This window comes from Campylobacter sp. CFSAN093249 (assembly GCF_011067895.1).
GTDB lineage: Bacteria > Campylobacterota > Campylobacteria > Campylobacterales > Campylobacteraceae > Campylobacter_D > Campylobacter_D jejuni.
On sequence record NZ_JAAMWM010000008.1, the window covers coordinates 15,435 to 42,024 of the forward strand.

Below are 26,590 nucleotides of genomic sequence, written 5' to 3' on the forward strand. Positions count from 1 at the left end.
ATTTTTTGCTATGATTTTACTAAAATTTTTATAAATTTTAGGATAAATATTAAAATGTTTTTTGAAATAGCATTAATAGGAACAACCGCGAGTGGAAAAACATACATAGCCAATACTTTAGCAAGAGAATTTAATGCTGTTGTTTTAAGTCTTGATAGTCTTTGTGTTTATAAAGAGATTAATATAGCAAGTGCCAAGCCTTCACAAGATGATCTTGCGAGTATAAAATACTTTGGGGTAAATTTATTGAGCGTGAATGAACATTTTAATGTTGAGTTATTTATAAGAGAATATCAAAAAGCAAAAGAATTTGCTTTAGCTAGAAATTTACCTCTAATTATAGTAGGTGGAACTGGATTTTATTTAAAAACTATGATAGATGGTTTAAGTGAAAAAACCTTAGAGTCAAAGAGTTCTTTAAATAACGATGAAATTTATGCTCTTTTATTAAATATTGATCCAAACTATAAAATAGAAAAAAATGATACTTATAGATTAAAAAAATGGCTGGGTATTTATGAACAAACAAGAGAAATTCCTAGTGAATTTTTAAAAAGAACACAAAAAACTGGGGTGCTTAAAGATATAGAAATTTATGAGCTTGCGTGGGATAAAGAAATTTTAAAAAAACGTATTAAAACTAGAACAAAAGAAATGCTTGATAATGGACTTTTAGATGAAGCAAAAATTCTTTTTTCTAAATTTGATCATAAACTTAAAGCATTAAATTCTATAGGTTTGAAAGAGTGTAAAGAATATTTAGATGGAGAAATTTCCTTTAAAGAGCTTGAAAATTTAATCACGATACATACTACACAACTTGCCAAAAGACAAAGAACTTTTAATAAAAAATTTCAAAGTAAAGCCTTGGAATTTGATAAAGCTTTAGCTACTTTAAGAATGAAATTTTCAATCGAAAAATAAATGTTCTATTAGAATTTTTACTCCTAGTATAATTAAAACCAATCCGCCTAAAAGTTCAGCTTTATTTTTAAGATAAATTCCAAATTTATTCCCTATTTTTAGAGCAATGATACATAAAATGAAGGTGATAATACCTATTAAAAATATAGCTAATAATAAATTTACATTTAAAAATGCAAAACTCACACCAACTGCTAGTGCATCGATACTCGTAGCAATTGCTAAAGCTAGCATGGTTTTAAAGCCAAATTGATTGGCATTACTATCGCAATTTTCATTTTCCAATGACTCTTTGATCATTTTTAATCCTATTAAAGAAAGTAAAATAAAAGCTATCCAATGATCAATACTCGCAATAAAAGATGCAAAAGTTATGCCTATAAAATAACCAATAGTTGGCATCAAAGCTTGAAATCCACCAAAATAAATTCCAACAATAAGATAATGTTTTAAATGTAGTTTTTTAACACTAAAACCTTTGCATAGTGATACAGCAAAAGCATCCATTCCTAAAGCACAGGATAAAAAAATAAGACTATAAAAATCCATAATAAATCCTAAAATTTTATAAAAAATTGAAGATGAAATTATAATCAAACAAAGATAAAAATCACATAATTTTGATATATTTAATTAAATTTTAAGAAATAAATATATATAATTCAATTTCATTTTTATTTTTTACTCCTTAAAAGTGGCCCATTCGTCTAGCGGTTAGGACATCGCCCTTTCACGGCGGTAACACGAGTTCGAGTCTCGTATGGGTCACCACTTTTTAATTTTTCTTTTAAAATAACAATTTTTTCATTTTTTCTATTGAAATTTAATAAATATTAATAATTTATTTTGTAGAATACGAATAGCTTTTGATATAAGTCTATTATAGACTTATATCAAGGCTGGGCATTATTGAGCTGGTGTTTGCTCTTTTGTTTTTTTGTGAGTTTTAGCTTCATGTTTTTTATCAGCTTTAGCTTTTGAATGATGAGCTTTTGTATGTGTTTGATTCACATCGCTTGGAGTATTAGCTGCAAAAACATTAGCTGCGAAAGCACCTAGTAATGCTGAGATTAGTACAACTTTTTTCATATTTTCCTCCTTATGAATAATTTTTAGTTGCAAATTAATTGTAATTATTAAAAATCAACAAATAGATATTTTTGTAAAAATATTTCAAAAAAATATAATTTTTTATAATATATTTAAATTATTATTAAAATATATTATAAATGTATCTTATTTTATTTAGGTTAAATAAATAGAAATTTTACCCACTAAGCTTTTAAGATATTTTTACTCTTTTTAATATTATTATGGTAATATTTTCAATATCAAACTAAAAATAAAGGAGAAATTATGTTTGAATTAAGAAAATTACCTTATGATACCAATGCTTTTGGTGATTTTTTGAGTGCTGAAACTTTTAGCTATCATCATGGAAAACATCACAATACTTATGTTACAAATCTAAATAATCTTATTAAAGATACTGAATTTGCAGGTAAAGATCTTGTAAGTATTATCAAAACTTCAAATGGGGGCGTATTTAATAACGCAGCTCAAGTTTATAATCATGATTTTTATTTTGATTGCATTAAGCCAAGTACAGGCTGTGGCTGTGGCGGTTCATGTCAAAGTATAGATGCTAATTTACAAGCGGCACTAGAAAAAGAATTTAGATCTTTAGAAAATTTCAAAGCTGAATTTATCAAAGGTGCTACAGGAGTTTTTGGTTCAGGATGGTTTTGGTTAGTTTATAATACTAAAAATCAAAAACTAGAATTTGTAGGTACTTCAAACGCAGCTACACCAATTACTGAAGATAAAGTTCCTTTACTTGTTGTAGATGTTTGGGAACATGCTTATTATGTAGATCATCGCAATGCACGCCCTGCTTATTTAGAAAAATTCTATGCTCATATTAACTGGGAATTTGTTGCAAAAGCTTACGAATGGGCTTTAAAAGAAGGCATGGGATCAGTTAGCTTTTATGCAAATGAACTTCACCCTGTAAAATAACTTTAATCTTTTTTGTGCTAGAATGGATTTTGACATTAAGTCAACATTCTACACAAAAAGGGACAAAAATGGATAATTCTTTATCTGCATATACTCAAAAATATGACAAAGAAGGTTATGGACTTCAATATCCTGATGGTCATGTTATAAGATTTTACGAGAGAATCTTAAAATACAAACTAAGCAAAACAAGTGGAAAATTACTTGATTTTGGTTGCGGAAATGGAGTGCATTCTAAGTATTTTAAAAATATAACCGGGGGGGGGTATAGAGCCTTATGGCATTGATATAGTTCCTAGTTTAAAAAAAGTTTGGGAAAAAGATCCTTGCTTAGATTCTAAAAATTTTCACATCATATCTCCTAATTCTAGCTTTAAAAAACTCTTCAATACAAAAATGGATTTTATATTTGCAAATCAAAGCTTATATTATCTTACAAAACAAGCTTTTAAAGAAGCTGTGCAAGAATTTTATGAACTATGCAATGAAGGAGCTATTATATTTGCAACCATGATGAGCGATAAAGGCTATAGTATGTATGAAAGAGGAGAACTTATGGATAATGGCTTGCGTGAAGTAAAAGGATGTCCAAGTGGTAGATTGAGTGGTTCTTCATATATACGCTTTACTAAAGACATAGAAGAATTAAAAGAAGATTTTAAACCTTTTAAACCTTTATTTTGGGGAGATTATGAATTAATTAATCTGTATAATTTTGAAGGCAGTGTGGAGCACTTTATTTATATAGGACAAAAGTAAGTGCTCTAGCACTTACTCTCCTAAGCTTGGAGTCATTTCGATAATCTTCCAAGGAAGTCCTTGAGAATTCAGTTCTTCCATAAAAGGCTTAGCGTCAAATTCTTCCATATTAAACACGCCTTTTCCTTGCCAAATCCCTTTAGCGATTAATTTCGTACCTATCATAGCAGGAACACCTGTAGTATAGCTCACAGCTTGTGCACCAGTTTCTTTATAACATTCTTCATGATTGCAAACATTATAAATATAAACTTGCTTGTCTTTTCCATCTTTTTTACCACGAATCACACAACCTATATTGGTATAACCTTTAGTGCGTGGTCCCAAACTTGCAGGATCAGGAAGTAAGGTTTTTAGAAATTCTATAGGAATGATTTCTTTTCCTTGGTGCATCACAGGTTTAATCCCTAACATTCCAACATTTTCAAGACATTTCATATGAGTTAAATAACTTTGTCCAAAGGTCATAAAAAAGCGTATTCTTTTTAAACCTTTGATATTTTTTACCAAACTCTCAAGTTCTTCGTGATAAAGCAAATAGCTATCTTTCACACCTACTTCTGGATAATCCCACTCCATTTTTATTTCCATAGGCTGCGTTTCTATCCACTTGCCATTTTCCCAATAACGCCCTTTAGCAGAAACCTCACGCAGGTTGATTTCAGGGTTAAAATTGGTCGCAAAAGCATAGCCATGATCACCTGCATTGCAGTCTAAAATATCTATATAAGAAATTTCATCAAATAAATTTTGCTGTGCATAAGCACAAAAAACATTAGTTACACCAGGATCAAATCCACTTCCTAAAAGTCCTAAAATTCCTGCTTGTTTAAACTCATCATTTCTCGCCCATTGCTCTTTGTATTCAAATTTAGCTAAATCAGGATGTTCATAATTTGCCGTATCTACATAATCAATTCTTGCTTTTATACAAGCATCCATTAAACTCAAATCTTGATAAGGCAAAGCCACATTGAGTAAAATTTGTGCTTCTGTTTTCTTGATAAGTTCTACAACTGCATTGCTATCATCAGCATCAATTTGTGCCGTTTCAATTTGAACCCCTAAACGCTCTTTGATAAAAGCAGCGATTTCATCACATTTGCTTTTTGTTCTACTAGCTAAAGTGATTTTACTAAAAGTATCAGAATTCATTGCGCATTTTACAGTAGTCACACGACTTACCCCACCTGCGCCTATGATTAAAAGATTTTTCATTCCTATCCTTCAAAAATTTTTTTGATTTTATCAAATTTAAACTAAAAATTGATAATATCAAAACTTATTTTCTCTTCTAAATCATAACTTGAACTCACCAAAATAAAAAAAATTATATTTTTATAAAGTAATTTTAGCCTACAAAAAGCCCCTAAAAATTCTTTTTGTAAAATTTTAGCCTCAAAGCGATTTCCTATTTTAAGCTCTGCATAACCAAAAATATAATTTTTTGAAGCTATCCAAGCAAAAAATTCATCTTCTAAATCAAGTTTTTCTTCTATGATATTTAAATCAGGTAAAATTTGTGCACTTTTAAAATCAGATTTAAAATAAAGTTCTTTAGGATTTGCATGAGCTAAAATTTTTCCTTTTTCTAAAAAAGCGATTTGATCAGACATGCAATAAGCATCTTCAATATCATGAGTTACCATAATAGCCGTAATGCCTTGATTTTCTATCATTTTTTTCAATTCTCTTCTTAAATCCTGTTTTAAATTTTGATCCAAATTAGAAAAAGGTTCATCTAAAAGCAAAAGCTGACATCCTCTTGCTATAGCTCTAGCAAAAGCCACTCTTTGCGCTTGCCCTCCTGAAATTTCATCGATTTTTTTATATCTTAAATCTTCAATTTCAAAAGTTTTAAGCAAATGATTTAAAATTTGATTTTTATCTTTTTTATCGTAAAGTGCAAAAAGTATGTTTTTCTCAACATTTAAATGAGGAAATAAAGCATAATTTTGAAACATCAAAGCCACTTCACCTTTGCAAGAAAACAAATCATAAGAACTAGCTTGTTCAAGCTTAGCAATAATCCTTAAAAGCGTGCTTTTTCCACTTCCACTACCTCCTAAAATGCTTAAAAATTCTCCTTCTTTGACATGAAGATTGATATTTTCTAAAGCTTGTATTTTGCCAAAATTTTTAGATAAATTTTTAATTTCTAACATCATCTTTCCTTGTGATTTTATCCATCCAAACAACAACCATTAAAGAAAGAAAAACGATAAACAAGGAAGGCAAAGCTGCATCATAAATTCTTTCATCACTTGCAAACCAGAAAGCTTTAACACTTAAAGTTTCAAAGCCAAAAGGTGCTAAAATTCTACTTAAAGGAAGTTCTTTAATCGTATCAATAAAAACAATAATAAAAGCCAAAAATAAAAAATGTTTCATTAAAGGTGTGTGAATTTTAAAAAATAAAATAAAATAACTCGTTCTTAAATTTAAACTTGCCTCATCAATATTTAGATGAATTTTATTATATCCTCCCTCTAAAGAATAAATTGCACTCGCTAAAAAACGAATTATATAAGCAAAAACAAGAACAAGTAAAGAATTTCCCAATAAACTCATGTGAAAAATTTTATCCAAAAATACAAAAAGCACTATAATGCTAATCCCCAAAGCAGCAGCAGGTATAGAATAACCCAAAGAACTTATTTTTAAAATAAATAAATTAAAAAAATGATTTTTAACTATCCTAGAACTAAACATCAAAAAATAAGCTAAAAAAGTGGTAATTAAAGCAGTGACTAAAGCTAAGATTATAGTTTGAAAACTGATAATATAAAATTGTGATTCAAAAAGCTTATGATCTTTTAGCCCCCAATAAACTAGCCAAATAAAAGGTAAAATAAAACCTACAAAAGCAATCATAAAACAATAAATACAGGATAGAATTTGTTTAATAGGATTTAATTTTCTTTTTTTGATAAAAAGAGTTAAATTTTGATTAAAACTATAATGATGTTTATTTTTATAATAATAATCCACATACATAATCAAAAATACAAAAAGCATTAAAATACCCGATAAAACACTAGAAGAATAAGAATCATTCAAATCATACCAGAGTTTAAAAATTCCAGCCGAAAAAGTATCCACTCCCAAATAAGCACTTGCGCCATAATCACTTAAAGTTTCCATTAAAACCAATAAAGCTCCAGAAAAAATGGCAGGCCTTGCGCTCAAAAGTGCCACGCGTGTAAAAATTCTAAATTCAGAATATTTCATGATTTTAGCTACTTCATAAGCCTCTTTGGCTTCACTTTTAAAAGCTGTTTTAGCAAATAAATAAATATAAGGATATAAAGAAATAGCCAAAACAAAAATAACACCATAATGATTGAAAAAATCCATCCTAAAGCCAAAATTTTCATGAAAAAATCCTTGAAAATCCATAATTCCAACATAAACAAAGGCTAAAATATAAGCAGGTATGGCTAAGGGTAAAATGAGTAATTTTTCTAAAATTTTACAGAAATAAAAATCATAATTTGCGATCAAATAAGCAGAACTCACACCCAAAATCAAGCTTAAACACAATACTCCCATGCTAATTATAAAAGTATCTTTGATGAATTTTAAAAATAAATAATCAAAAAAATGACTCAAATTTTCTTTAATAGATGAAAATTGGGTTAAATCACTTGTATTAAAATTTTGAAATAAAATATAAAAAAGTTCAGCAAAAATACCAAAAATAGGTAAAGCAAGAAAAAGGGCAAGTAAAATTGCCCCGAGTTTATAGTATTTTAAGGTTTTATACATTATCTAAAACCGACTTCATCGTAAATTTTAACCGCTTCTTTAATATTTTCTGCTATCTTACTCACAGGGATTTGATCTTCTTTGAAAGTTCCAAAATCTTTTACCGTTTGGCTTAATTCTACATCATTTCTTATAGGAAATTCATAATTACTATCAGTAAGAATTTTTTGAATTTCAGGACTTAACATAAATTCCATAAATTTTTTAGCCGCATCTTGATTTTTACTTGATTTTGTCATAGCAATACCGCTAATGTTAATATGCGTTCCTCTATTGTCTTGATTAGGAAAAATAATACCCAAAGAATTCCCCACTTCTACATCTTTTGGATTTTTAGAATTCTTTAAAAGCCCTATATAATAAGTATTCATAACTGCAAATTTAGCTTCGCCTGCAAATACTTGTCTGGCTTGATCTCTATCCCCACCCTTTGGATTTGTCGCAAGATTTTCAAGCACACCTTGAGCCCATGCTTTAGCCTCTTTATTTCCGTCATTAGCTATAATAGATGCTAAAAGAGTTTTGCTATAAGGAGCTGTAGCACTTCTCATAACAATTTCTCCTTTAAATTCAGCTTTTGCTAAATCTTCATAATTTTTCATTTTGCTAATATCGATATTTGTGTTTTTGTTGTAAGCAATAATTCTTGCTCTTTTTGTAATCGCAAACCATTCTTTATCCTTATCTCTTAAATGAGCGGGTATAAATTCTTCTAAATATTTTGATGAAACAGGGGATAAAAGTCCTAAATTCTTAGCTTCTGTAAGATTTGAAATATCAGCTGTGATGAAAATATCAGCAGGAGAATTACTTCCTTCAAGAGAAAGTCTTTTAATAAGTTCTGAAGCTTTAGCTTGAGTATGATTGACCTTAATACCTGTTTTTTCTTCGAATTTTTTTATGATTTCAAAATCAGCATTATAATGTCTTGCTGAGTAAATATTAAGCTCACTAGCACCTAAAAATGAAACAGCTGTTAAAAACATAAAGAAGATTTTTTTCATATTTTATCCTTTAATTGAGAATTATACTCGGTTTTATTAAGATCTTTAAAATCGGTATGAGAATGTTCAGAGCAAGCAAAAGCAAAGCCAACGCATAGTAAAAATAAAATTATTTTTTTCATAGACATTAATTCCTTTTAGATATTTTGATAAGAAATATTAATATTAAAAAGTAAATATAAAGTAACTTAATAATTTTATAACTGATAAATATTTTCATTTTATTATAATAAATTTTGATAATAATTATAAATAATTAAATTTTAATATAAATATTTAATAGTATTTTTATATATAAAATATTAATATTCAATATCAAAAATAAACCACTAAGAAAGTAACAATAATAATGAAATTTTATACTATTTTAAGCATTCTATTTATAAGCTTTATGTTGAGCGCTTGTGCTGTTTTGCAAAAATCATCTCCACTTCAAGAAAATAAAGATTTTTATATACTTGATACGCATACTCAAAAAAAGATTTCTTTTGAAGATATGATTTTAGAATTGCTAAAAGCAGATGTGATACTGCTTGGCGAAAAACACGATGAGGTTAAACATAAGATAAGTCAAGTTATGATTTTTAATGCCTTAGAAGGAAATTTAAGTTCTCAAAATATAAACTTTGATGTAGCTTTAGAAATGTTAGCAAGCACAGAGCAAAATCACTTAGATAAAGCTTTTAAAAATAAAAAAACCATTAAAGCCAATGAACTTACTAATGCATTAAATTGGGATAAGGTCTGGAAATGGAAAGATTATGAGCAATTTGTCAATGTGGTTTTTTATTCAAAGTCAAAAATATTAGGTGCAAATCTTTCACGCTCAGAAATTACAAGTATTTATAATGGGGCTCAGCCCTTAAAGGGTTATGTTTCAACCACAAATGAAGTAAAAAAACAACTTTTTGACATTATATCCTTAAGCCATAAGCTAAATCCTGAAGAAAATAAAGAATTACTAGATAAATTGGTGGAAATTCAACAATTCAAAGACAGGCGTATGGCTGATGTATTGGTTCATCATGTAAATAAAGTTTTATTGCTAGCTGGAAGCTATCATACAAGTAAAAAAATAGGAATTCCTTTACATATACAAGATTTTAAAAGCAGTAAAAAAATAGTTGTAGTGAATTTAAGCTATGGAGAAATAGATTTAAAAGACAGTGATTATGTTTTGATTTATAAGGGGGAGGAATGAAAAAATTAAGTTTATTTTGTGCTGTAGGTTTATGTTTTGCTAGTTTTGCTTTTTCTGAAGAATTAGAATTTGATAGTCTTGAAATTTCAGGTTCAAAAATCAAAAACGATGAAAAACCTTTTGTAACTCCTGGAGCAACAAGCACAAGAGAGGGTATAGGTTCAGATACACAAAGTATAGATTCTATAGTGCGTAGTATACCTGGAACCTACACAAACACAGATCAAGCTCAAGGTACAGTTCAAGTAAATATTCGTGGTATGAGTGGTTTTGGGCGTGTTAATACCATGATTGACGGTGTTACTCAAACTTTTTATGGTAGTGCATCAGATGATCCAGCTAGATTTCATTCACAAACGGGAACTTCAGCTTTTGGAGCTGTTATTGATACAAATTTCTTAATCAGAGTTGATGTTACAAGGGGAACTTTTGAAGGAGTAGGTGGAGCAAATGCCTTGATGGGATCAGCAAATTTTAAGACCATAGGTATAAATGATATTGTACATGATGGCAATATCTTTGGATTTTTAGGACGATTTTCTTATGGAAGCAATGGAATCGGACCAAGTTATATGAGTGCAGTGGCTGGAAAGACTGAACTTGAAAATAATGGATATGTGGGCGCGCTTTTTGGTTATAGCGCAAAGAGAATTACTCAAAATTACACTGTAGGCGGGGGTGGCAAGATAGGTAGTAGTATGGTTGATACTGATGGAGATGGTATAGCTGATACCAATATCGCTCCTTTTGATCCAGATTTTTTAACCCAAAAACCAAACTCTCAACTTTTTAAACTCGAATATGTCCCAAATTCTTTTACAAACACTATATTTTCTTATCGTAGATATCAAAACGAACTTGCCGGTAGAAAAATACACAATGGCAATTATCAACTTGATTTTTGGCACAACCCTAATGAGTGGCTTAATGTAAATACGCTTATTGCCTACAATCAAGGCATACAAACCTATGGATCAAAATCTACTTTTGCGGCAAACGATGCCATAGCTAACACAAAGGCAAAAAATACTGCCACTACTTTTGATATAAGTGATACTTTAGAGGGTGAATGGCATAGATTTAATCTAAACACACGCTTTGGAGCAAATATTTTGCTTAATGATTATAAAAATACCTTAAATACATCAATTCAAGGAGTAAATTCTATACCTTTTCAGCCTCGTGGAAAACAAAATCTTTTTACTTATTATCTTGATAATAGTCTAAATTATGGTATCTTTACACTTGATACCAATGTGAATCTTTTAGATTGGAATATCAAAGGACACAGACCTGCTTGCGATGAAGTAAATTTTATGTGTTTTCCAAAAGCGGCGACAGATATAGATAAAAATGGACTTCGCCTGAATGCTTCTGTCATGCTTTCAGCTGCCATACACGAGCTTTTTACACCCTTTGTAAGTTTTGCGAGAACAAATAGAGCCCCTAATGTGCAAGAAATGTTTTTCTCAAATAACGAAGGCAATGGTATCAATTCTTTCTTAAAACCAGAACAAGCCAATACTTGGCAAATAGGTTTTAATTCTTTTAAACATGGACTTTTAAAAGATGATGATCGCTTTGGTTTTAAAGCCGTGTATTATCATACAAAAATAAAAGATTATATTTATAATGAACAATTTTATCTTGAAGATCCAAGTAAAGATCCTCCAAGCTCGCAATTTTATATGCACTTAAATTCAGCTGATGATACCATATTTAAGGGTGTGGAGTTAGAATTAAGCTATGACTTGGGTTTTGCTTATGCTAAAGCTATGTATTCAAGACAAGATACAAGTTCGACTATTTCTCAAACTTCAGGACCTCTTCTTGGCTCTTTTTCGGCAAGTAAAATCATGGAGCTTCCAAAAGATTATGCAAATGTAGAGCTTGGCTTTAGGTTAAATGATAAAATAAGCTTTGGTGGTATAGCAAAATACACAGGCAAAGCAAAAAGGGTAAATCCAAATACAGATGATTGGAATAAGGATCCAAACAATCCTTATTATCCTAAACCAACCACACAAGACTTACCAAAAATTCCTATTATAGTAGATTTATATTGGAATATAGAATGGTTTAAAAACCTCACAATGAGAGCAGAGGTGCAAAATTTATTTGATAAAAACTACATGGATGCCTTAAATGCTTATAATTCCTTAGATAATCAGCTTCAATATAATGGAGCAGGTGATCCTATCTATCTTTTTAGCAATTCTGCTCGCGGTCGTACTTTTATAGTAAGTTTTGAATATAAATATTAAGGAATATACAAATGTTAAAAAAAATGTTTTTATTTTGTTTTTTATTGTTAAATTTAAATGCAGAAGCAAATGCAACAGATACAAATTTATCTTTTGATTCTTCTAAGATAGAAACCAAAGCACCTAAAATAGAGCTTTCTCTTTCTAGTCTTTATCAAAATGCTGATGAGGTGGTAAAAGGTGTTATTTATATATTGATTTTATTTTCCATTTTAGCATGGGCAGTTTTTATTTCTAAGCTTATGCAATTTTATTTTATGAAAAAAAATCTAGACTTGTCTATACAAAAGATAAAAGAATTAAAAAATCTCAATGAATTAGATCAGACAAAAGATTTTGCAGGTGTTTTATCTTTAGAAATTCAAGATGAGCTTGAAAAAAGTGAATATAAAAATGATCACATAAAAGAGCGTATAGAATTGCGTTTGCAAAATACCATCTCAAAGCAAATCACAGCAAGCAAAAATGGCTTGAGTTTGCTTGCGAGCATAGGTGCTAGCGCACCTTTTATAGGGCTTTTTGGAACAGTTTGGGGAATTATGAATGCATTTATAGGTATAGCAAATCTTGGCAATGCTTCTTTGGCAGTCGTTGCGCCTGGTATAGCTGAAGCCTTGTTTGCTACAGCTTTTGGCTTGATAGCTGCTATCCCTGCGGTGCTTTTTTATAATTATCTTACAAGAAAAAATTTAAAACTTATGCACCATTTAGATGAGCTTGCAAATTTTGTCTATATACTTTTTCATAGGAGTTATTTTAATGATAAAAACTGAAATGGCTCACAAAGAAGAGGAGTTAAGTGAGATCAATATAACTCCTTTTATAGATATTATGCTTGTATTATTGATTGTTTTTATGGCTGTTACTCCTCTTATCACAAGTTCTATCAAAATAGAATTACCCAAGAGTTCGCAGCAAGCAGAGGATAAGCTTAAAAATCCCATCATACTTTATTTAAATACTGATAATACTTTGGCTATTAATGATGATAAATTAAGCCTAGAAAATCTTTCAAGTGCTTTAGATATAAAAACCAAAGGCAATAAAGAAGAAATTATTTATTTTCATATCGATAAAAGTGTAAAGTATGAAGATATTATGCAAGTAATGCAAAAATTAAAAGAGAATGGCTATGGAAAAATAGCTCTTTCAAGTAAAAAGATGGATTAGTATGAAGTCTAGTGTGATTTTTGGGTTTGTGTTAAGTTTGATATTGCATACTTTAGTATTAATGTTTTTCCTTTTTTCTTTTTATACTCAAGAAAAATCAAGTGGTGTTGATTTTAAACAAGGAGCGGAATTTACTTCCATTATGATGGTATCAGAGCTTCCTATCGGGGAATTAAAAGAAGTTTCGATTGATCAAAAAAAGAGTAATTCTCAAGATAAAAACAAAAAACAAGACGAAAGAATAAGTCTTAATTCTCAAGATAAAAATGCTGTATTAAAAGTTCAAAAAAAGATTGAAAAGCAAGATGAAAACCAAGCTCAAAAAGAAATAGCTAATGCAAGTGAAAATTCAAAATTTAAAAATGAATCGCTCAGTGCTCCGCTACAAAGTAATGAAGATAAAACACAAACTATAGTAAGTGGCAATGCCAAAGAACAAGTTAAAAGCTATCAAGCTTTGCTTATGGCTCATTTGACTAAATTTAAAAAATATCCTCAAGAAGCGATAATGCAAAAACAAGAAGGCGTTGTAAGAATTCGCGTAAGCATTGATGAAAGCGGAAATGTCTTAAGCAAAGAGCTTAAAAAATCTTGCCCTTATGCAGCGCTCAATGATGAAGCTTTAAGTTTATTTAAAAGAGCTTCTCCATTGCCAAAACCGCCTAAAGAAATGTTAAAAAATGGTGATAAAATCAGTTTTGTTATGCCTATTGATTACAATATTAAAGACTATTTAGGTAAAAAATAAACTTTTCATTAAAAAAAGTTTATTAGAATTTTTATTTTAAAGGTGATGATTATGTTCTCTTCGTTTTTTAAAAGTAAAAAATGGGCTTTATGGGCTTATTTGGGACTTTTTTTACTGTTATTTTTCTTATATATACAAACAAGCTTAAATGTTGCGATCAATTCATGGTATAGTGATTTTTACAATGTTTTACAAAAGCCAAAAATAGAACTTTTGGATTCTAATTCTACGCAAAAAATAGAAGAAAATCTTGAAAATAATGCCACTTTAATCCAAGAGGCTAATCAAAGAGCTGAGCAAAATTTCCAAAAAGCTAATTTTATCAATAAAGGCGCATTGTATTATTATCAAAATTTATTAGAATATTTTTTCAACTCTAGGGCTATGATTGAAAAGCCAAATTATTCAGCAAGTGATTTTTATGCTTTGATTTTAGTTTTTTTGGCTATTGCTATTCCTTATGTTTTAATCGCTACAATTAATATCTATTTTGCTAGTGTTTATGCCTTTAAATGGCGCGAAGCTATGACTTTTTCTTATTTGAAATTTTGGAAAAATAAGGATGATAATATAGAAGGAAGTTCGCAAAGAATTCAAGAAGATACTTATAATTTTTCTAAAATTGTAGAAAGTTTAGGGCTTAGCTTTATAAAAGCTTTGATGACTCTTGTAGCCTTTATACCGATTTTATGGACTTTAAGCGATGTTGTAAGTAAGGCTTTATTTGCAAATTTAAGCGAGAATTCTAACTTTTATTTTTTAAAAAATATTGATGGTTTGCTTGTTTATGTTGCGCTTTTGATTTCTTTAGGGGGATTAATCGTATCTTGGTTTGTAGGGATTAAACTTCCAGGACTTGAATACAACAACCAAAAAGCTGAAGCAGCTTTTAGAAAAGAGCTTGTTTATGCTGAAGATAACCGCAAAGAATACGCTAAAAATGAAACCATGATAGAGCTTTTTACAGGGCTTAAATTCAATTATAAAAGACTTTTTTTGCACTACGGATATTTTAATATTTGGCTCATTTTATTTGAGCAAATGATAGTTATAGTGCCATTTTTAATCATGGCTCCAGGGCTTTTTGCGGGAGCTATAGGACTTGGTATTGTAATGCAGATTAATAATGCTTTTGATCAAGTAAGAAGTTCTTTTAGTGTTTTTATCACCAATTGGACAACCATCACTCAACTTAGAAGTATATATAAGCGTTTAAAAGAATTTGAAAAAAACATCGAATACGCAAAAAATAAAAATCATTTATAAAAATATCTGAATTTGCTAAAAATTATTAAGGCGATGAAAAGTAAAAAGGCTGTGAAGATACATAAAAATTCCCAGCCAAAACTTTCATAATAAAAACTTGGCAATACAGAACCCAAAGCACCCCCACTATAATAAAATGTCAAATAAATTCCATTAGCCAAGCCCTTTTTATCCGCGATCGAATTTAAAATCCCTGAAAATATACAATGACTTATAAACATTCCGCTACAAAATACAAACATAGCAAAAAAGGCAAAATAAAAATTCCCTACTATCATACAAAAACAACCCGCTATAAAAACCAAAAACCCAAATATAGCTGTGCGAATTTTTGAGCCTAAAATTTCTATGGTTTTACCTATAAGTAGTGAGCTTATCACTCCGGTTAAAAATCCTAAATAAACAAGTCCAATTTGAGTTTGGGTGATATCTTTTATGCTTTCTTTAAGATGAAAAGGTAAAAAACTTACTATGCTTTGAAAAGAGAAAAAGATAGTAAAAACACAAAATAATATCACCATAAATCTAAGCTCTTTAACAAAGGGTAAAAAATCCCTCAAGGAAGTTTGTGTGTTTAAGCTTATAGGATGTTCTTTAAAAAATAAAAACAAAAAACCACAAACCATCATCAGAATGCTAAAAAAATTCAAGGCAAAATGCCAAGAAAAAAGATCACTCAAAAAGCTCCCAAAAACCCTTCCAACAAAACCACCAAAAGTCGTAGCGCCTACATAAATGGCTATATTTTTTTGTATATTATCGCTTTCTAAGCGGCTAAGCAAGGTAAGAAGTGCTGTCAGTATAGCAGGTATACAAAGAGCTTGTAAAAATCTAAGAAATAGAAAAAAATAAAAATTATCGTTTAAATTCCCAATAATGCCAAAAACAGAACACAAAAACAATGAAACAACAAGAATTTTCTTTAAGGAAAAAATTTCAAGTAAATAACCATAAACCAAAGGCGCAACAGCCAAGGGAATAAGTGTAACACTGATTATCCAAGAAATTTGGTACAAATTTACATGAAAATAATTAGATAATAAAGGTGCTATAGGTTGTGGAGCATAGACAATAGATAGGGTTAGTGTAGCACAAAAAATAATCAGAATTTTAAGCATTTTCATGTCTTAAATTAAACTCCAATGCAAATTAATTTTAGCTTAAAAACCATTTTTAAGCTAAAATTTTACTTTTAATTGTGTATAATTAAATATTTTATTTATAAGGAGCTTTTATTGGACCCCAGTCAGGTTTTAGATTTAAACCAAACTTTACCTACAGCATCTTTTGATGCAGGATATTCTATACTTATGGTTGTCATCGCACTAGCTTTAGTGCTTTTAAATGGCTTTTTCGTTTTGTCTGAATTTAGTATTGTTAAAGTGCGTCGTTCAAAACTTGAAGAAATGGTTAAGGAAAAAAAAGTAGGTGCTAAAAAAGCACTAGAAGTTACTTCAAGACTTGATACCTATCTTAGTGCTTGTCAACTAGGGATTACTTTAAGTTCTCTAGCTCTTGGTTGGATAGGTGAGCCTGCTATAGCAAAAATGTTGGAAATTCCGCTTATTAATCTTGGTTTTAGCACTGTTATTATCCATACTATAGCTTTCATTATTGCTTTTAGCATTATTACTCTTTTACATGTGGTTTTAGGAGAACTTGTGCCAAAAAGTATAGCTATTGCAGTTGCAGATAAAGCGGTTTTATTTATAGCTAGACCGCTTCATTGGTTTTGGATGCTCTTTTTGCCTTGTATTAAAATTTTCGATTTTTTAGCAGCTATAAGTTTGAAACTTTTTGGAATAGAACCTGCTAAAGAAAGCGAGCTAACTCATAGCGAAGAAGAAATTAAAATCATAGCAAGTGAGAGTCAAAAAGGTGGAGTTTTAGATGAATTTGAAACAGAGATCATACGCAATGCTGTTGATTTTTCAGATACTGTTGCTAAAGAGATTATGACTCCTAGAAAAGATATGATTTGTCTAAATAAACAAAAAAGTTACGGAGAAAATATGCAAATCATTTGTGAGCATAAACATACTCGCTTTCCTTATATTGATGGTTCTAAAGATACTATTTTAGGTATGATACACATACGAGATATAATACAAAATGAATTAAACCATAAAAGTCAAAATTTAGATACTTTTGTTAAACCTTTGATTTTGGTTCCTGAAAATATCAGCATTTCAAAAGTACTTGTAATGATGAATAAAGAACGCTCTCATACTGCATTAGTAGTTGATGAGTATGGTGGAACTGCTGGAATTTTAACCATGGAAGATATCATGGAAGAAATTATTGGCGAAATTAAAAGCGAGCATGAAGAAGACAGCTATAAAAAACTTGCTGAAAATATCTATGAATTTCAAGGACGATGCGATATAGAAACTGTTGAAGAAATGCTTGTAATAAACTATGATGAGGATTTAGAACAAGTTACTATAGGTGGTTATGTATTTAATCTTTTAGGACGCTTGCCTATGGTAGGAGATCGCATTGAAGATGAACTTTGTTACTATGAAGTTAAAAAAATGGATGGGAATTCTATAGAGCGTGTTAAGGTGGTTAAAAAAACAAATAAAGATGAAGAATAAGCCTCTTTAGGCTTTATTTCTTTTTGTAAATTTGGTTTTTAATTTCTATACACTCAAAACCTTTTTCATCTAGTGTAACTACGCGTAAATATCCACCATCATCTATTTTACCCTCGCATAAAAATACTCTTTTGGCTATTTTCATAGGAAGTTTTTCTTTATTTCTGTGTCCAAAGATTTGATAAAGATTGTCCGAGGTGAAATTACAAAATTGATTTGCTACTTTTTGACTGTCTTCATATCCACCTACACCATAAATAAAGTCATGGCTTGGTATAAAACTTATTTTTTCAGGTTTGGAGGGTATAAAATTTACTCCTCCATGTGAACAAAATATGAATTTATTTTGGAATTTGTAGTATAAACATTCTTTTAGATGAGGATAGAGTTTTCTAGCATCTCTTGGAGTAAGTTTTTCTTTTCTAAAATCCTTTAAAGTATTTTCATTAAATTCTTTGGAATTTGACAATTCTCCATTAGCCCATTTTATAAGATGTCTTTCGTGATTTCCTTCTAATAAGCATACGTTTTCTTTTTCACAAATTTTTAAAAGAAATTTTATTACTTTGCCATTTTCTATACCTCTGTTGATATAATCTCCCAAAAATATATAAAATTCATCTTCTTTGATTGTTTTAATGTATTCTTTTAAAACACTATAACAACCTTGTAAATCTCCTATATGATGAATTTTTTTATATTTGCTTAAATTTGGCATTTGGTAAAGACATTTTTTCCAGTCGCTCGAGTCTAAAATTGGGTATTTTTTTGGATTTTTTTTGAGTAAATCTTGAGTTTTTTCCAAAAGAGCATAAGGGATGATATATCCATTTTTTTTAGCTTCTAAAAGATTTTTTTCTTGACATTGTTTTAAAGAGCTATCAAAAACAATAACATACATTTTATAGCGATATTGTTTAGCTAAGTCTTTGTAAATTTTTAATGTTTCATTGTAAGCGTTTATGATGCAAAACTCACCTTTTTGCATACGCATTTCTAGAAGTTTGAGTAAAATTTTACTCAAATCTTCATCATTTTTAACATTTAAAATTTTATATTCACTGACTATATTTTTAACGCTTCCTGATAAAAGACGCAAAGCATTTAAATCAAGTGTATAATTTTGAAGTTTATTATTTTTGATAAATTCTTCTTGTCCTGCGTAATAATTCCCTCTTAAAACAAGTAAGATTCGCACATTCTTTGCCTAGATTTTCTTTAAAAATTCAGTTTTTAAAACAATAACGCCAAATTTATCTACTCTAGCCTCAATTTCACCTTCTTTAGAAGTGAGCTTAATATTTTTTATAGTAGTTCCACGTTTTAAAGTTGTACTTGCACCTTTAACCTTAAGATCTTTTATTACACTCACGCTATCACCTGTGTTAAGTTCTATTCCATTAGCGTCTTTAGCCATTTTTTTCCTTTCTTTGATCTAAAATATTTAAAATTTGCACCACTAAAGCAAAAGCCATAGCGGTATAAATATATGCCTTATCAATATGAATATCAAAACTTTCAGCAACTAAAACTACGCCTATTAGCACCAAAAAAGCTAAGGCTAAAATTTTAATGCTTGGATATTTTTCAACAAAATCTGCTATAGGTTTAGAAGCAAAAAGCATCACAGCTACTGCGATAATAACAGCGATAATCATGATGGTTACATCTTGAGCAATTCCTACTGCGGTAATAACACTATCAAGTGAAAACACTATGTCAATCACAGCAATTTCGGCCACAACTATCCAAAGTTTATTGCTTGCTTTAAAATGACTTTGGCCTTCTTCTTGATGAGAAATTTGCTCTTTAATTTCTTTAATAGACTTTACAATCAAGAAAAGTCCACCTAGTAAAAGAACTAGATCTCTTCCTGAAATTTCATTGCCCAATACACTAAACAAAGGTGTTACAAGTTTCATTACCCAAAAAAGAGATAAAAGAAGTAAAATTCTTGTAATCATTGCAAAAGCTAAACCTAAGATACGTCCTTTATCACGATGTTCAGGGGGTAGTTTGCTTACTAAAATAGCTAAAAAAATGATATTATCTATCCCTAGTACAATTTCAAGAGCACTTAAAGTAGCTAAAGTAATCCAAGCATCAATACTAAATATCCATTCAAACATAAATTTCCTTGAAAATTTTAAAATTTTTTAAAGCGATATTTTATAGTTTTAAAGCAAATACCTTTAATTCTTTAAGAAAAAATTTCAATCACACTTAAGGGTAAAATTTCATGTTCTAGACTATGAATTTTTTCTTCAAATTCTTCAAAACTCAAATTTCTTTTTTCAAAAGCTTTTTGAGCTATAATCATTCCACCATCAAGTTCTTCGCTGACCCAATGCACACTGACTCCAGCCACTTTCATATCACTTTCATAACTTTCTTTAATTGCATGTGCTCCTTTAAAAAGGGGTAATAAAGAAGGATGAAGGTTAATTGCCTTAATATTTTTTGTAAAAATAGGACTTAAAATTCTCATAAAACCTGCTAATACAGTAAGATTTGCTCCACTTTCTTTGATTTTTTGTACCAAAATCGTATCAAATTCTTCACGAGTATTATAAGCCTTATGATCAACAATGACAGTATCAAGACCAAATTTTTTTGCTCTTTGTACACCAAAAGCATCTTTTTTATTACAAATGCAAAGTACTACTTCATAGGTATTTTCCCCTATGGTTTTTTTATGAAGTTTTTCTAAAATATTTTCTAAATTACTTCCATTTCCACTAAAAAGTACAGCTAATTTTACAAGCATTTTAATCCTTTGATAAGTTTTAAAGCGTCAAAGCTATTTTTATTAAATTTATATTTTTTTGCAACAAGTCCATGAGCTAAAGTAGCATTTTTTGCTGCTTCTAAAGCACTAAAACCAAAACCTAAATGTGCAGCAATCATTCCACTTAAAACATCTCCACTCCCACCTTTAGCTAAGGCTTGATTTCCTAAATTTACAACAAATAATTTTTCTTTTTGCACAATAATAGGATTTGCTCCTTTTAAAACAAGAACACAATCATAATTTTGTGAAAATTTTCTAGCATAGAAAAAGCGATTTTTTTGCAATGTTTCTATATCTAAATTCTCATCAAAGCACATTTTATAAAGTTTTATAAATTCTTTTGGATGAGGGGTTATAACAACATCTTTTCTGTTTAAATACCAAAGCAAAGCTTCACTTAAAAAGCAGTTTGCATCCAAGATCAAAGGAGTGTTTTGCAAAATTTCATCTTTTAGAAAATCCAAATTTTCAAGCCCCATACCTAAAGCAATAGCACTTGCATTATTTTCAATTTTTTCTTTTAACATCAAAAGAGGCGAGAAACTTTTTTGTGCTACTAAAGAAACAAGACCTGCTCCAAAATTTAAGGCTCCAAGTCCTGCTAAAGTTCCAGCACTTGCATTGGCAACTATATAAATATGGCCAAAATTTCCTTTATTGGCGTTGATTTTTCTATCTATAGTTTTTAAATCTTTTTTTTCAAGCAAAAAAGCTTGAGAATTAGGGTAAAATTTCTTAGATCTAATGCCTAAATTGGCTATTTTAATCCTTCCTACAAATTCCTTAGCAAAATCTTCAAGTAAAATTTCCTTTAAAGCTCCCATACAAAATGTAATATCAGCTTTAAAACAAGGATAAAATCCCAAATTTGTAGGTATATCACAAGCTATTTTTAAAGCCTTACTTTGATTAACTTTTTGAATAATTAAACTTGTTTTTTCATCTAAGCAATGATTTGAACCTGTACCTAAAATACAATCAATGATAATATGAAATTTTTTAAAATTGGGTTCTTTTTTACAAAATTTAAAAGCATAATTTTGTAAAATTTGCTCTTGTTTTTTAAAAAGCGTATTTTCTTTAAAGCCTATTTTATAAGCTTTAGCGTGTTTTAAATTTCTTAAAGCCACCAAGCCATCTGAAGCGTTGTTGCCCCCGCCTAATAAAAAAAGTATTTTTACTTTTCTAATCTTGCGTTGAATGCGAATTTTTTTAGCTTCTTTTTTAATTAGCTTGGCTAAATTTAATCCCGCATTTTCCATTAAAATAAGCTCATCTAAGCCTTTATTTATAGCATTTTGTTCTAAAATTTTTATATTATCAATAATAGCTTTCATAATCTTTTTTCACCAAAAAATATATATTTTTTTCTCTTTCTTCTTCAAATTTTTTCATTTTAGGTAAAAATTTCTGGATCAAAGCACGAAAATTCTTAAAACCATAATTTTGCGGATGAAAATCCGAGTATTTGCGGTTCATATTAGTGCGGATTTGTGCATATTCGGCACGCCCTTTTTCATCGATAAGCTGTTCGGTGATATTGATTAAAGCTCTTAAATAATCCTTACTTAAAATATCTTCTTTTTTACTCTCATCTTTATCTAAATAAAAAAATTCACTAAAAGCATTTACATAGGATTTTATAGACTTTTCAAGCCCCATTCCTATAACTTGTTTTTTATTTTCTCTTAATTTTTGAATGAGTGAAGTATAATCACTATCGCTTGAAACAATAACAAAAATATCTATATTTTTTTCATAAAATATGGACATGATTTCAGTGATTAAATACATATCGCTTGAGTTTTTGTTGGCTGCAAAATTAAATTGTTGCATAGCGATTAAAGAATATTCAGCAATTTGCTCTCTCCAACCTTGTATATTTTTTTGAGTCCAATCCCCATAAATGCGTTTAATGATAACCTCTCCATAATCTGAAGCGATATCAAAAATACTTTTAGCGTATTTTGCAGGGATATTTTCTGCATCTATAAAGATAGCTATACTTTTATTTTCCATTTTAATTCCTTGCTCTAAAGCTTAAAGCTTCTAAAATATGGGTTTTGTTAATATTAAGACTTTGTTCTAAATCCGCTATACTTCTTGAAACTTTTAAAATTTTATTAAGCGATCGCAAAGAAAGATTATAACGTGAAATTGCTAAATCTAGCGTATCTTTGGCATCTTTTTCCAATACACAAAAACGACTTAAATCTTCATCTTTTAATTTCCCATTAAATTCTTTTTGCCCCCGTTTTTTACTAAAAATAAAAGCTTGTAAAATTTTTTCACTCATTTCTTTAGAACTTATACTCGTTTTATCATCCTTGCTGATCTCATCCATAGCTACATAAAGATCAATCCTATCCATAATAGGAGCTGAAATGTGATTTTTATACTTTTTAATCTCATTTTCGCTACAAACGCAAGAAAGATTTTTAGAAAATAAATTTCCACAAGGACAAGGATTTTGGGCAGCTATAAAGCTAAATTTTGTTTCATAAGTGATTTTAGAATTTACTCTTGAAATATGAATTTTATAATCCTCCAAAGGTTCTCTTAAACTCTCTATGATTTGCTTGTTAAAATGTGGAAATTCATCAAAAAACAATACTCCACCATTTGCAAGTGCTACTTCTCCAATTCTGGCATTTTTTGTTCCTCCGCCAAAAATACTTGCTCTTGTAGAAGTATGATGAGGATGACGAAAAGCACGAATTTTAGTAAATTCACAATCTTTTGAATCTAAAGACATATAAGCATTTTGCATTAAAATTTCACTTAAACTTTGAGGGGGCATGATATAAACAAGGCGTTTGGCACACATGCTTTTACCACTTCCTGGACTTCCTTCAAATAAGATATTATGCATACCTAAAGCAGCTATCATACAAGCTCTTTTGGCTTTTTCCTGCCCTTTGATGTCTTTAAAATCAAGTTTAAAATCCATATTTTGTAAAAAAATTTCATTTTCTATTTGTAAAGGGTTTGCAAATAAAGGATGATTGTGAGAAAAACGAAAATTTTCATAATTTTTTTCTTTAAAAAACTCTATTGCTTCATTTAAATTTTCAAGTCCATAAACCTCTAAATTTGGTATCATGGAAGCTTTTTGTGCTATACTTTTTGGAACAACGATCTTAGCTTTTTTAATTTTAGCAGAGAGAAACAAAAGCAAAGAAAAAAGCTCATTTGTGCTTTTAATACTTCCATCAAGTCCTAATTCTCCTACTACAAAAAAGTCATCTAATTCTTCATTTTGCAAAAGGATTAATAAAGCGATAGCCAAATCAAAATGCGATCCCTTTTTTGGGATGCCTGAAGGACTAAGATTGATAGTGATTTTTTTAGCAGGAAAAGCAAAATCACAACTTAAAAGTGTGGCTTTGATGCGTTCGACACTTTCCTTAATCGCTGTACTTGCAAGCCCTACTATGCTTAAATTTGGCAAACCTCTTGTAAAAGTGGATTCTACCTCTATAATGTCTAAGCCTTCATGAAAGCTTATGCACTTTAGTTTTTTCATTTCTCTTTTTTATGATTTTTCTTCTTTTTCTTAAATTCTTTATCGAATTTTTGACGCTTAGCAAAGGAAATTTTTTCTATAAATAAATGTCCATTTAAATGATCATTTTCGTGTTGAATAGCCACAGCTAAAAAACCTTTTGCTTCAAGTTCTTTAAATTCTCCAAAGCGATCTTGATATTTAAGCAAGATATGATTATAGCGTTTCACTTCTTCAAAAAAATCTGGCACACTCAAACAGCCTTCTGTACAAGTGATCATTTCTTCATCTAAAGGAATAATTTCAGGATTGATAATCTCTAGCAAATCTTCTTTTTTTTGTTCATCGTTTTCATCAAAAATATTTACAAGTAAAACACGCAAAGGAATATCCACTTGAATAGCTGCTAAACCTACTCCATTACTTGCTATCATAGTTTCATACATATCATCAAGCAAGGTGTGAAGTTCTGTATCAAATTTATTTACAATTTCAGAGTTTAAAAAAAGTCTAGGATTGGGATAGGTGATAATTTTTCTAACCATTAAAAAACCTTTGTTTTAAATGATCTCCAAAGAAATCATTTAAAACTTTTTTCCAAAACCTTATCAATCAGCCCATATTCTTTAGCTTCTTGTGTTGACATGAAAAAATCTCTTTCTGTATCTTTTGCTATTTTTGCAACTTTTTGCTTAGTATTTTTTGCCAAAATATCATTAAGTATAGTTTTGAGTCTTAAAATTTCTTTGGCTTGAATTTCAATATCTGTGGCTTGACCTCTAGCTCCACCTAAAGGTTGATGAATCATAATACGTGAATTAGGCAAAGCAAAACGTTTTCCTTCTGCGCCACAACTAAGCAAAAATGCTCCCATAGAAGCAGCTTGTCCTATACAAATCGTACAAACATCAGGTTTGATATAGTTCATAGTATCATAAATACTAAAACCACTTGTAATTACACCACCTGGAGAATTGATATAAAGATAAATATCTTTTGTAGGATCTTCAGCTTCTAAAAAAAGAAGTTGTGCTACGATAGAAGCGGCAAGTTCATCATGAATTTCACCACTTAGCATAATAATTCTATCTTTTAAAAGGCGTGAATAAATGTCATAACTTCTTTCACCACGACTAGATTTTTCAATAACATAAGGAATAAACATTATTTATCTTCTTTCTCTTTTTTGCTCACTTTTTCCGATTTTTCTGTTTTTGGTATAAAAATATCATTAAAAAGTTTTTCTTCAATTAAAGCCATTTTCACAGCAGGCAAAGCTCCTTGTTTTTTATAGTTTTCTAAATGCTCTTTTGGATTCATACCATAGCGATATGCTTCAAAATAAATCGCTTGAATCAATTCTTGATCATTTACTTCAATCTTACGCAATTTTGCAAGCTCATCAATGATAAAAGTAAGTTTTACACTTTTTTGTGCTTCTTCTTTAAAAGAATCATGTTTTTCTTGATATTTTTCTTTACTTACTTTAAGCTCTTCAATTTCTTTTTCGCTAAAAGTATTAAAAGCTGCACGCATCTGCATATCAGTTTCTTGTTCTACTATGCCTTTAGGTAAATCAAAATTATATTTTTCAATCAAAGCATCTGCAAATTTGCCTTTTAATTCATCATTTACAAGTTTGAAAAGTTTTTCATTTTTGATTTGCTCTTTTAATTTTTCATCTAAAACTTCAACACTAGCTTTTTCTTCTCCTGGTAAAAGTTTTTTAAGCATTTCATCATCAAGTTCTGGAATTTTAAGCTCTTGAATTTCATGTAGTTTTACTTTAAATACTGCATCTTTACCCGCTAAATGCGCTGCGCCGTATTCTTTAGGGAAAGTTACTTTGATATCTTTTTCTTCACCTATTTTCATTCCCACCATACCATCTTCAAAACCTGGAATAAATTGCTTAGAACCAATTTCTAAAACATAATTTTCAGCTTTACCACCTTCAAAAGCTTTATCATCTACAAAACCTTCAAAATCAAATTTTGCAAAATCACCTTCTTTTAAAGCTCTTTTTGTTTTTATAGCTTCAGGAGTAGCAAAACGCTTTAAAAGTTCATCTTTTTTCTCATCAATTTCTTTTTTACTTACTTTTGGAGTTTGATATTCAGGGATGAGTTTTTCATAACCCTCAAGTTTGATTTCAGGTTTAAAAGAAAGTATTAATTCAGCAATAATTTCTCCATCTTTACGATCAAATTTTTCAAAATATGGCTCACCTACAAGCTCTTTATTTTCTTTTTTAAGTTCTTGTAAAGCGCTATTTACAGCGGATTTAAAAAGATTTTGTTCTGCATCTTGAGTGAGCTCTCTTTCATATCTTTTAAGTACGGCACTTACAGGAACTTTTCCTGGTCTAAACCCATCCATTTTTACACTTTTAGAAGCTTTTTTTGCTAAATTTTCTACTTCACTTTTGATCATTCCTGAAGGAATTTTTACACTAGCAGTCGCATTAACAGAATCTAGTTGCTTTGCCTTTACTTCCATAGTTTTTTTCCTTATAAAATAAAATTTGCCTTCAATGATAGCAAATTTTTCCTTATTACTTGCATAAAATTTTAA

The 26,590-nt window shown here is 29.6% G+C and carries 29 protein-coding genes and 1 tRNA gene; 12 read left to right on the forward strand and 18 right to left on the reverse strand.

All coding sequences use genetic code 11. The features are described from left to right. Positions 1-54: 54 nt before the first annotated feature. A complete protein-coding gene (gene miaA, locus FBF10_RS07910; RefSeq protein ID WP_002851982.1) occupies positions 55-924 on the forward strand; it encodes a tRNA (adenosine(37)-N6)-dimethylallyltransferase MiaA in 870 nt (289 codons plus the stop codon). Here miaA and FBF10_RS07915 read toward each other — a convergent pair. Beyond that, complete coding sequence (locus FBF10_RS07915; protein ID WP_002851996.1) at positions 910-1,473, reverse strand: manganese efflux pump MntP family protein; 564 nt, start codon at positions 1,471-1,473, stop codon at positions 910-912. The genes miaA and FBF10_RS07915 overlap by 15 nt on opposite strands. Before the next feature lie 147 nt (positions 1,474-1,620). Between FBF10_RS07915 and FBF10_RS07920 the strand changes: the two genes are divergently transcribed. Further along, a tRNA-Glu gene (locus FBF10_RS07920) sits at positions 1,621-1,695 on the forward strand. 135 nt (positions 1,696-1,830) lie between these two features. On the opposite strand, the gene FBF10_RS07925 is transcribed toward FBF10_RS07920, so the two are convergent. Further along, the gene (locus tag FBF10_RS07925; RefSeq protein ID WP_002851904.1) at positions 1,831-2,013 is read right to left on the reverse strand and encodes a hypothetical protein; all 183 of its coding nucleotides are present in this window, start codon (positions 2,011-2,013) and stop codon (positions 1,831-1,833) included. A gap of 267 nt (positions 2,014-2,280) precedes the next feature. Here FBF10_RS07925 and sodB point away from each other — a divergent pair, with 267 nt between their 5' ends. The 3 genes from sodB (at position 2,281) to FBF10_RS08850 (ending at position 3,702) form a co-directional block, all read left to right on the forward strand. Further along, positions 2,281-2,943: a superoxide dismutase [Fe] gene (gene sodB / locus FBF10_RS07930; protein ID WP_020246832.1), complete on the forward strand. Its 663-nt coding sequence runs from the start codon at positions 2,281-2,283 to the stop codon at positions 2,941-2,943. Between the two features lie 68 nt (positions 2,944-3,011). Then, on the forward strand, positions 3,012-3,230 hold the full coding sequence (locus tag FBF10_RS08845; protein ID WP_002857297.1) for a hypothetical protein: 219 nt from the start codon (positions 3,012-3,014) through the stop codon (positions 3,228-3,230). 109 nt (positions 3,231-3,339) lie between these two features. Next, positions 3,340-3,702, forward strand: coding sequence for a hypothetical protein (locus FBF10_RS08850; RefSeq protein WP_002870694.1), 363 nt, complete (start codon positions 3,340-3,342; stop codon positions 3,700-3,702). A gap of 12 nt (positions 3,703-3,714) precedes the next feature. Here the strand turns inward: FBF10_RS08850 and FBF10_RS07945 are convergent, their stop codons facing one another. The 5 genes from FBF10_RS07945 to FBF10_RS07965 are packed head-to-tail and all read right to left on the reverse strand — an operon-like array spanning position 3,715 to position 8,602. Continuing rightward, on the reverse strand, positions 3,715-4,920 hold the full coding sequence (locus FBF10_RS07945; RefSeq protein ID WP_002869054.1) for a saccharopine dehydrogenase family protein: 1,206 nt from the start codon (positions 4,918-4,920) through the stop codon (positions 3,715-3,717). 41 nt (positions 4,921-4,961) lie between these two features. Further along, entirely contained in the window at positions 4,962-5,870 is a 909-nt protein-coding gene (locus tag FBF10_RS07950; RefSeq protein ID WP_079268892.1) for an ABC transporter ATP-binding protein, read from the reverse strand. After that, positions 5,854-7,470, reverse strand: coding sequence for an iron ABC transporter permease (locus FBF10_RS07955; protein WP_052804100.1), 1,617 nt, complete (start codon positions 7,468-7,470; stop codon positions 5,854-5,856). Before FBF10_RS07955 ends, FBF10_RS07950 begins: the two co-directional genes overlap by 17 nt. After that, a complete protein-coding gene (locus FBF10_RS07960; protein WP_002888602.1) occupies positions 7,470-8,474 on the reverse strand; it encodes a Fe(3+) ABC transporter substrate-binding protein in 1,005 nt (334 codons plus the stop codon). Before FBF10_RS07960 ends, FBF10_RS07955 begins: the two co-directional genes overlap by 1 nt. Beyond that, positions 8,471-8,602 (reverse strand): lipoprotein, encoded by a 132-nt coding sequence (locus FBF10_RS07965; RefSeq protein WP_002859376.1) that lies wholly within the window; start codon positions 8,600-8,602, stop codon positions 8,471-8,473. Before FBF10_RS07965 ends, FBF10_RS07960 begins: the two co-directional genes overlap by 4 nt. 221 nt (positions 8,603-8,823) lie before the next feature. Here FBF10_RS07965 and FBF10_RS07970 point away from each other — a divergent pair, with 221 nt between their 5' ends. Genes FBF10_RS07970 through FBF10_RS07995 form a run of 6 tightly spaced genes read left to right on the forward strand, consistent with a single transcriptional unit; the run spans position 8,824 to position 15,123 of the window. Then, a complete protein-coding gene (locus tag FBF10_RS07970) occupies positions 8,824-9,675 on the forward strand; it encodes a ChaN family lipoprotein (protein WP_002851704.1) in 852 nt (283 codons plus the stop codon). Further along, on the forward strand, positions 9,672-11,939 hold the full coding sequence (locus FBF10_RS07975; protein ID WP_002887611.1) for a TonB-dependent receptor: 2,268 nt from the start codon (positions 9,672-9,674) through the stop codon (positions 11,937-11,939). Before FBF10_RS07970 ends, FBF10_RS07975 begins: the two co-directional genes overlap by 4 nt. 11 nt (positions 11,940-11,950) lie before the next feature. Continuing rightward, a complete protein-coding gene (locus FBF10_RS07980) occupies positions 11,951-12,712 on the forward strand; it encodes a MotA/TolQ/ExbB proton channel family protein (RefSeq protein WP_002887613.1) in 762 nt (253 codons plus the stop codon). Continuing rightward, positions 12,699-13,109, forward strand: a complete 411-nt coding sequence (locus FBF10_RS07985) for a biopolymer transporter ExbD (protein WP_002851714.1) — start codon at positions 12,699-12,701, stop codon at positions 13,107-13,109. Before FBF10_RS07980 ends, FBF10_RS07985 begins: the two co-directional genes overlap by 14 nt. Before the next feature lies 1 nt (position 13,110). Next, complete coding sequence (locus FBF10_RS07990; RefSeq protein WP_002867104.1) at positions 13,111-13,857, forward strand: energy transducer TonB; 747 nt, start codon at positions 13,111-13,113, stop codon at positions 13,855-13,857. Between the two features lie 45 nt (positions 13,858-13,902). Beyond that, positions 13,903-15,123, forward strand: a complete 1,221-nt coding sequence (locus FBF10_RS07995) for a putative transporter (protein ID WP_071616582.1) — start codon at positions 13,903-13,905, stop codon at positions 15,121-15,123. Here FBF10_RS07995 and FBF10_RS08000 read toward each other — a convergent pair. Beyond that, complete coding sequence (locus FBF10_RS08000) at positions 15,114-16,241, reverse strand: MFS transporter (RefSeq protein WP_032596194.1); 1,128 nt, start codon at positions 16,239-16,241, stop codon at positions 15,114-15,116. The genes FBF10_RS07995 and FBF10_RS08000 overlap by 10 nt on opposite strands. Before the next feature lie 117 nt (positions 16,242-16,358). Here FBF10_RS08000 and FBF10_RS08005 point away from each other — a divergent pair, with 117 nt between their 5' ends. Continuing rightward, positions 16,359-17,720 carry a hemolysin family protein gene (locus FBF10_RS08005; RefSeq protein WP_002887619.1) on the forward strand — a complete coding sequence of 454 codons (1,362 nt, stop codon included), beginning with the start codon at positions 16,359-16,361 and terminating at the stop codon, positions 17,718-17,720. 13 nt (positions 17,721-17,733) lie between these two features. On the opposite strand, the gene FBF10_RS08010 is transcribed toward FBF10_RS08005, so the two are convergent. The 10 genes from FBF10_RS08010 to tig form a co-directional block, all read right to left on the reverse strand. Continuing rightward, positions 17,734-18,918, reverse strand: coding sequence for a metallophosphoesterase (locus tag FBF10_RS08010; RefSeq protein ID WP_020246837.1), 1,185 nt, complete (start codon positions 18,916-18,918; stop codon positions 17,734-17,736). A 9-nt stretch (positions 18,919-18,927) separates the two neighbouring features. After that, positions 18,928-19,137, reverse strand: a complete 210-nt coding sequence (locus tag FBF10_RS08015) for an alkylphosphonate utilization protein (RefSeq protein ID WP_002851709.1) — start codon at positions 19,135-19,137, stop codon at positions 18,928-18,930. Then, a complete protein-coding gene (locus FBF10_RS08020) occupies positions 19,130-19,849 on the reverse strand; it encodes a TerC family protein (protein WP_002873212.1) in 720 nt (239 codons plus the stop codon). The genes FBF10_RS08015 and FBF10_RS08020 overlap by 8 nt, the downstream gene beginning before the upstream one ends. Positions 19,850-19,920: 71 nt before the next feature. Next, positions 19,921-20,487 (reverse strand): phosphoribosylglycinamide formyltransferase, encoded by a 567-nt coding sequence (purN, locus tag FBF10_RS08025; RefSeq protein ID WP_002887629.1) that lies wholly within the window; start codon positions 20,485-20,487, stop codon positions 19,921-19,923. Next, on the reverse strand, positions 20,478-21,848 hold the full coding sequence (locus tag FBF10_RS08030) for a bifunctional ADP-dependent NAD(P)H-hydrate dehydratase/NAD(P)H-hydrate epimerase (RefSeq protein ID WP_020246838.1): 1,371 nt from the start codon (positions 21,846-21,848) through the stop codon (positions 20,478-20,480). Before FBF10_RS08030 ends, purN begins: the two co-directional genes overlap by 10 nt. Then, positions 21,832-22,530: an NYN domain-containing protein gene (locus tag FBF10_RS08035; RefSeq protein WP_002826913.1), complete on the reverse strand. Its 699-nt coding sequence runs from the start codon at positions 22,528-22,530 to the stop codon at positions 21,832-21,834. The genes FBF10_RS08030 and FBF10_RS08035 overlap by 17 nt, the downstream gene beginning before the upstream one ends. Before the next feature lies 1 nt (position 22,531). Next, positions 22,532-24,037, reverse strand: coding sequence for a YifB family Mg chelatase-like AAA ATPase (locus FBF10_RS08040; protein WP_002887634.1), 1,506 nt, complete (start codon positions 24,035-24,037; stop codon positions 22,532-22,534). After that, a complete protein-coding gene (gene def / locus FBF10_RS08045) occupies positions 24,034-24,561 on the reverse strand; it encodes a peptide deformylase (protein ID WP_002851936.1) in 528 nt (175 codons plus the stop codon). The genes FBF10_RS08040 and def overlap by 4 nt, the downstream gene beginning before the upstream one ends. A 35-nt stretch (positions 24,562-24,596) precedes the next feature. Further along, positions 24,597-25,181, reverse strand: a complete 585-nt coding sequence (clpP, locus tag FBF10_RS08050; RefSeq protein WP_002869062.1) for an ATP-dependent Clp endopeptidase proteolytic subunit ClpP — start codon at positions 25,179-25,181, stop codon at positions 24,597-24,599. Further along, positions 25,181-26,515, reverse strand: a complete 1,335-nt coding sequence (gene tig, locus FBF10_RS08055; protein ID WP_165433909.1) for a trigger factor — start codon at positions 26,513-26,515, stop codon at positions 25,181-25,183. The genes clpP and tig overlap by 1 nt, the downstream gene beginning before the upstream one ends. Between the last annotated feature and the right edge of the window lie 75 nt (positions 26,516-26,590).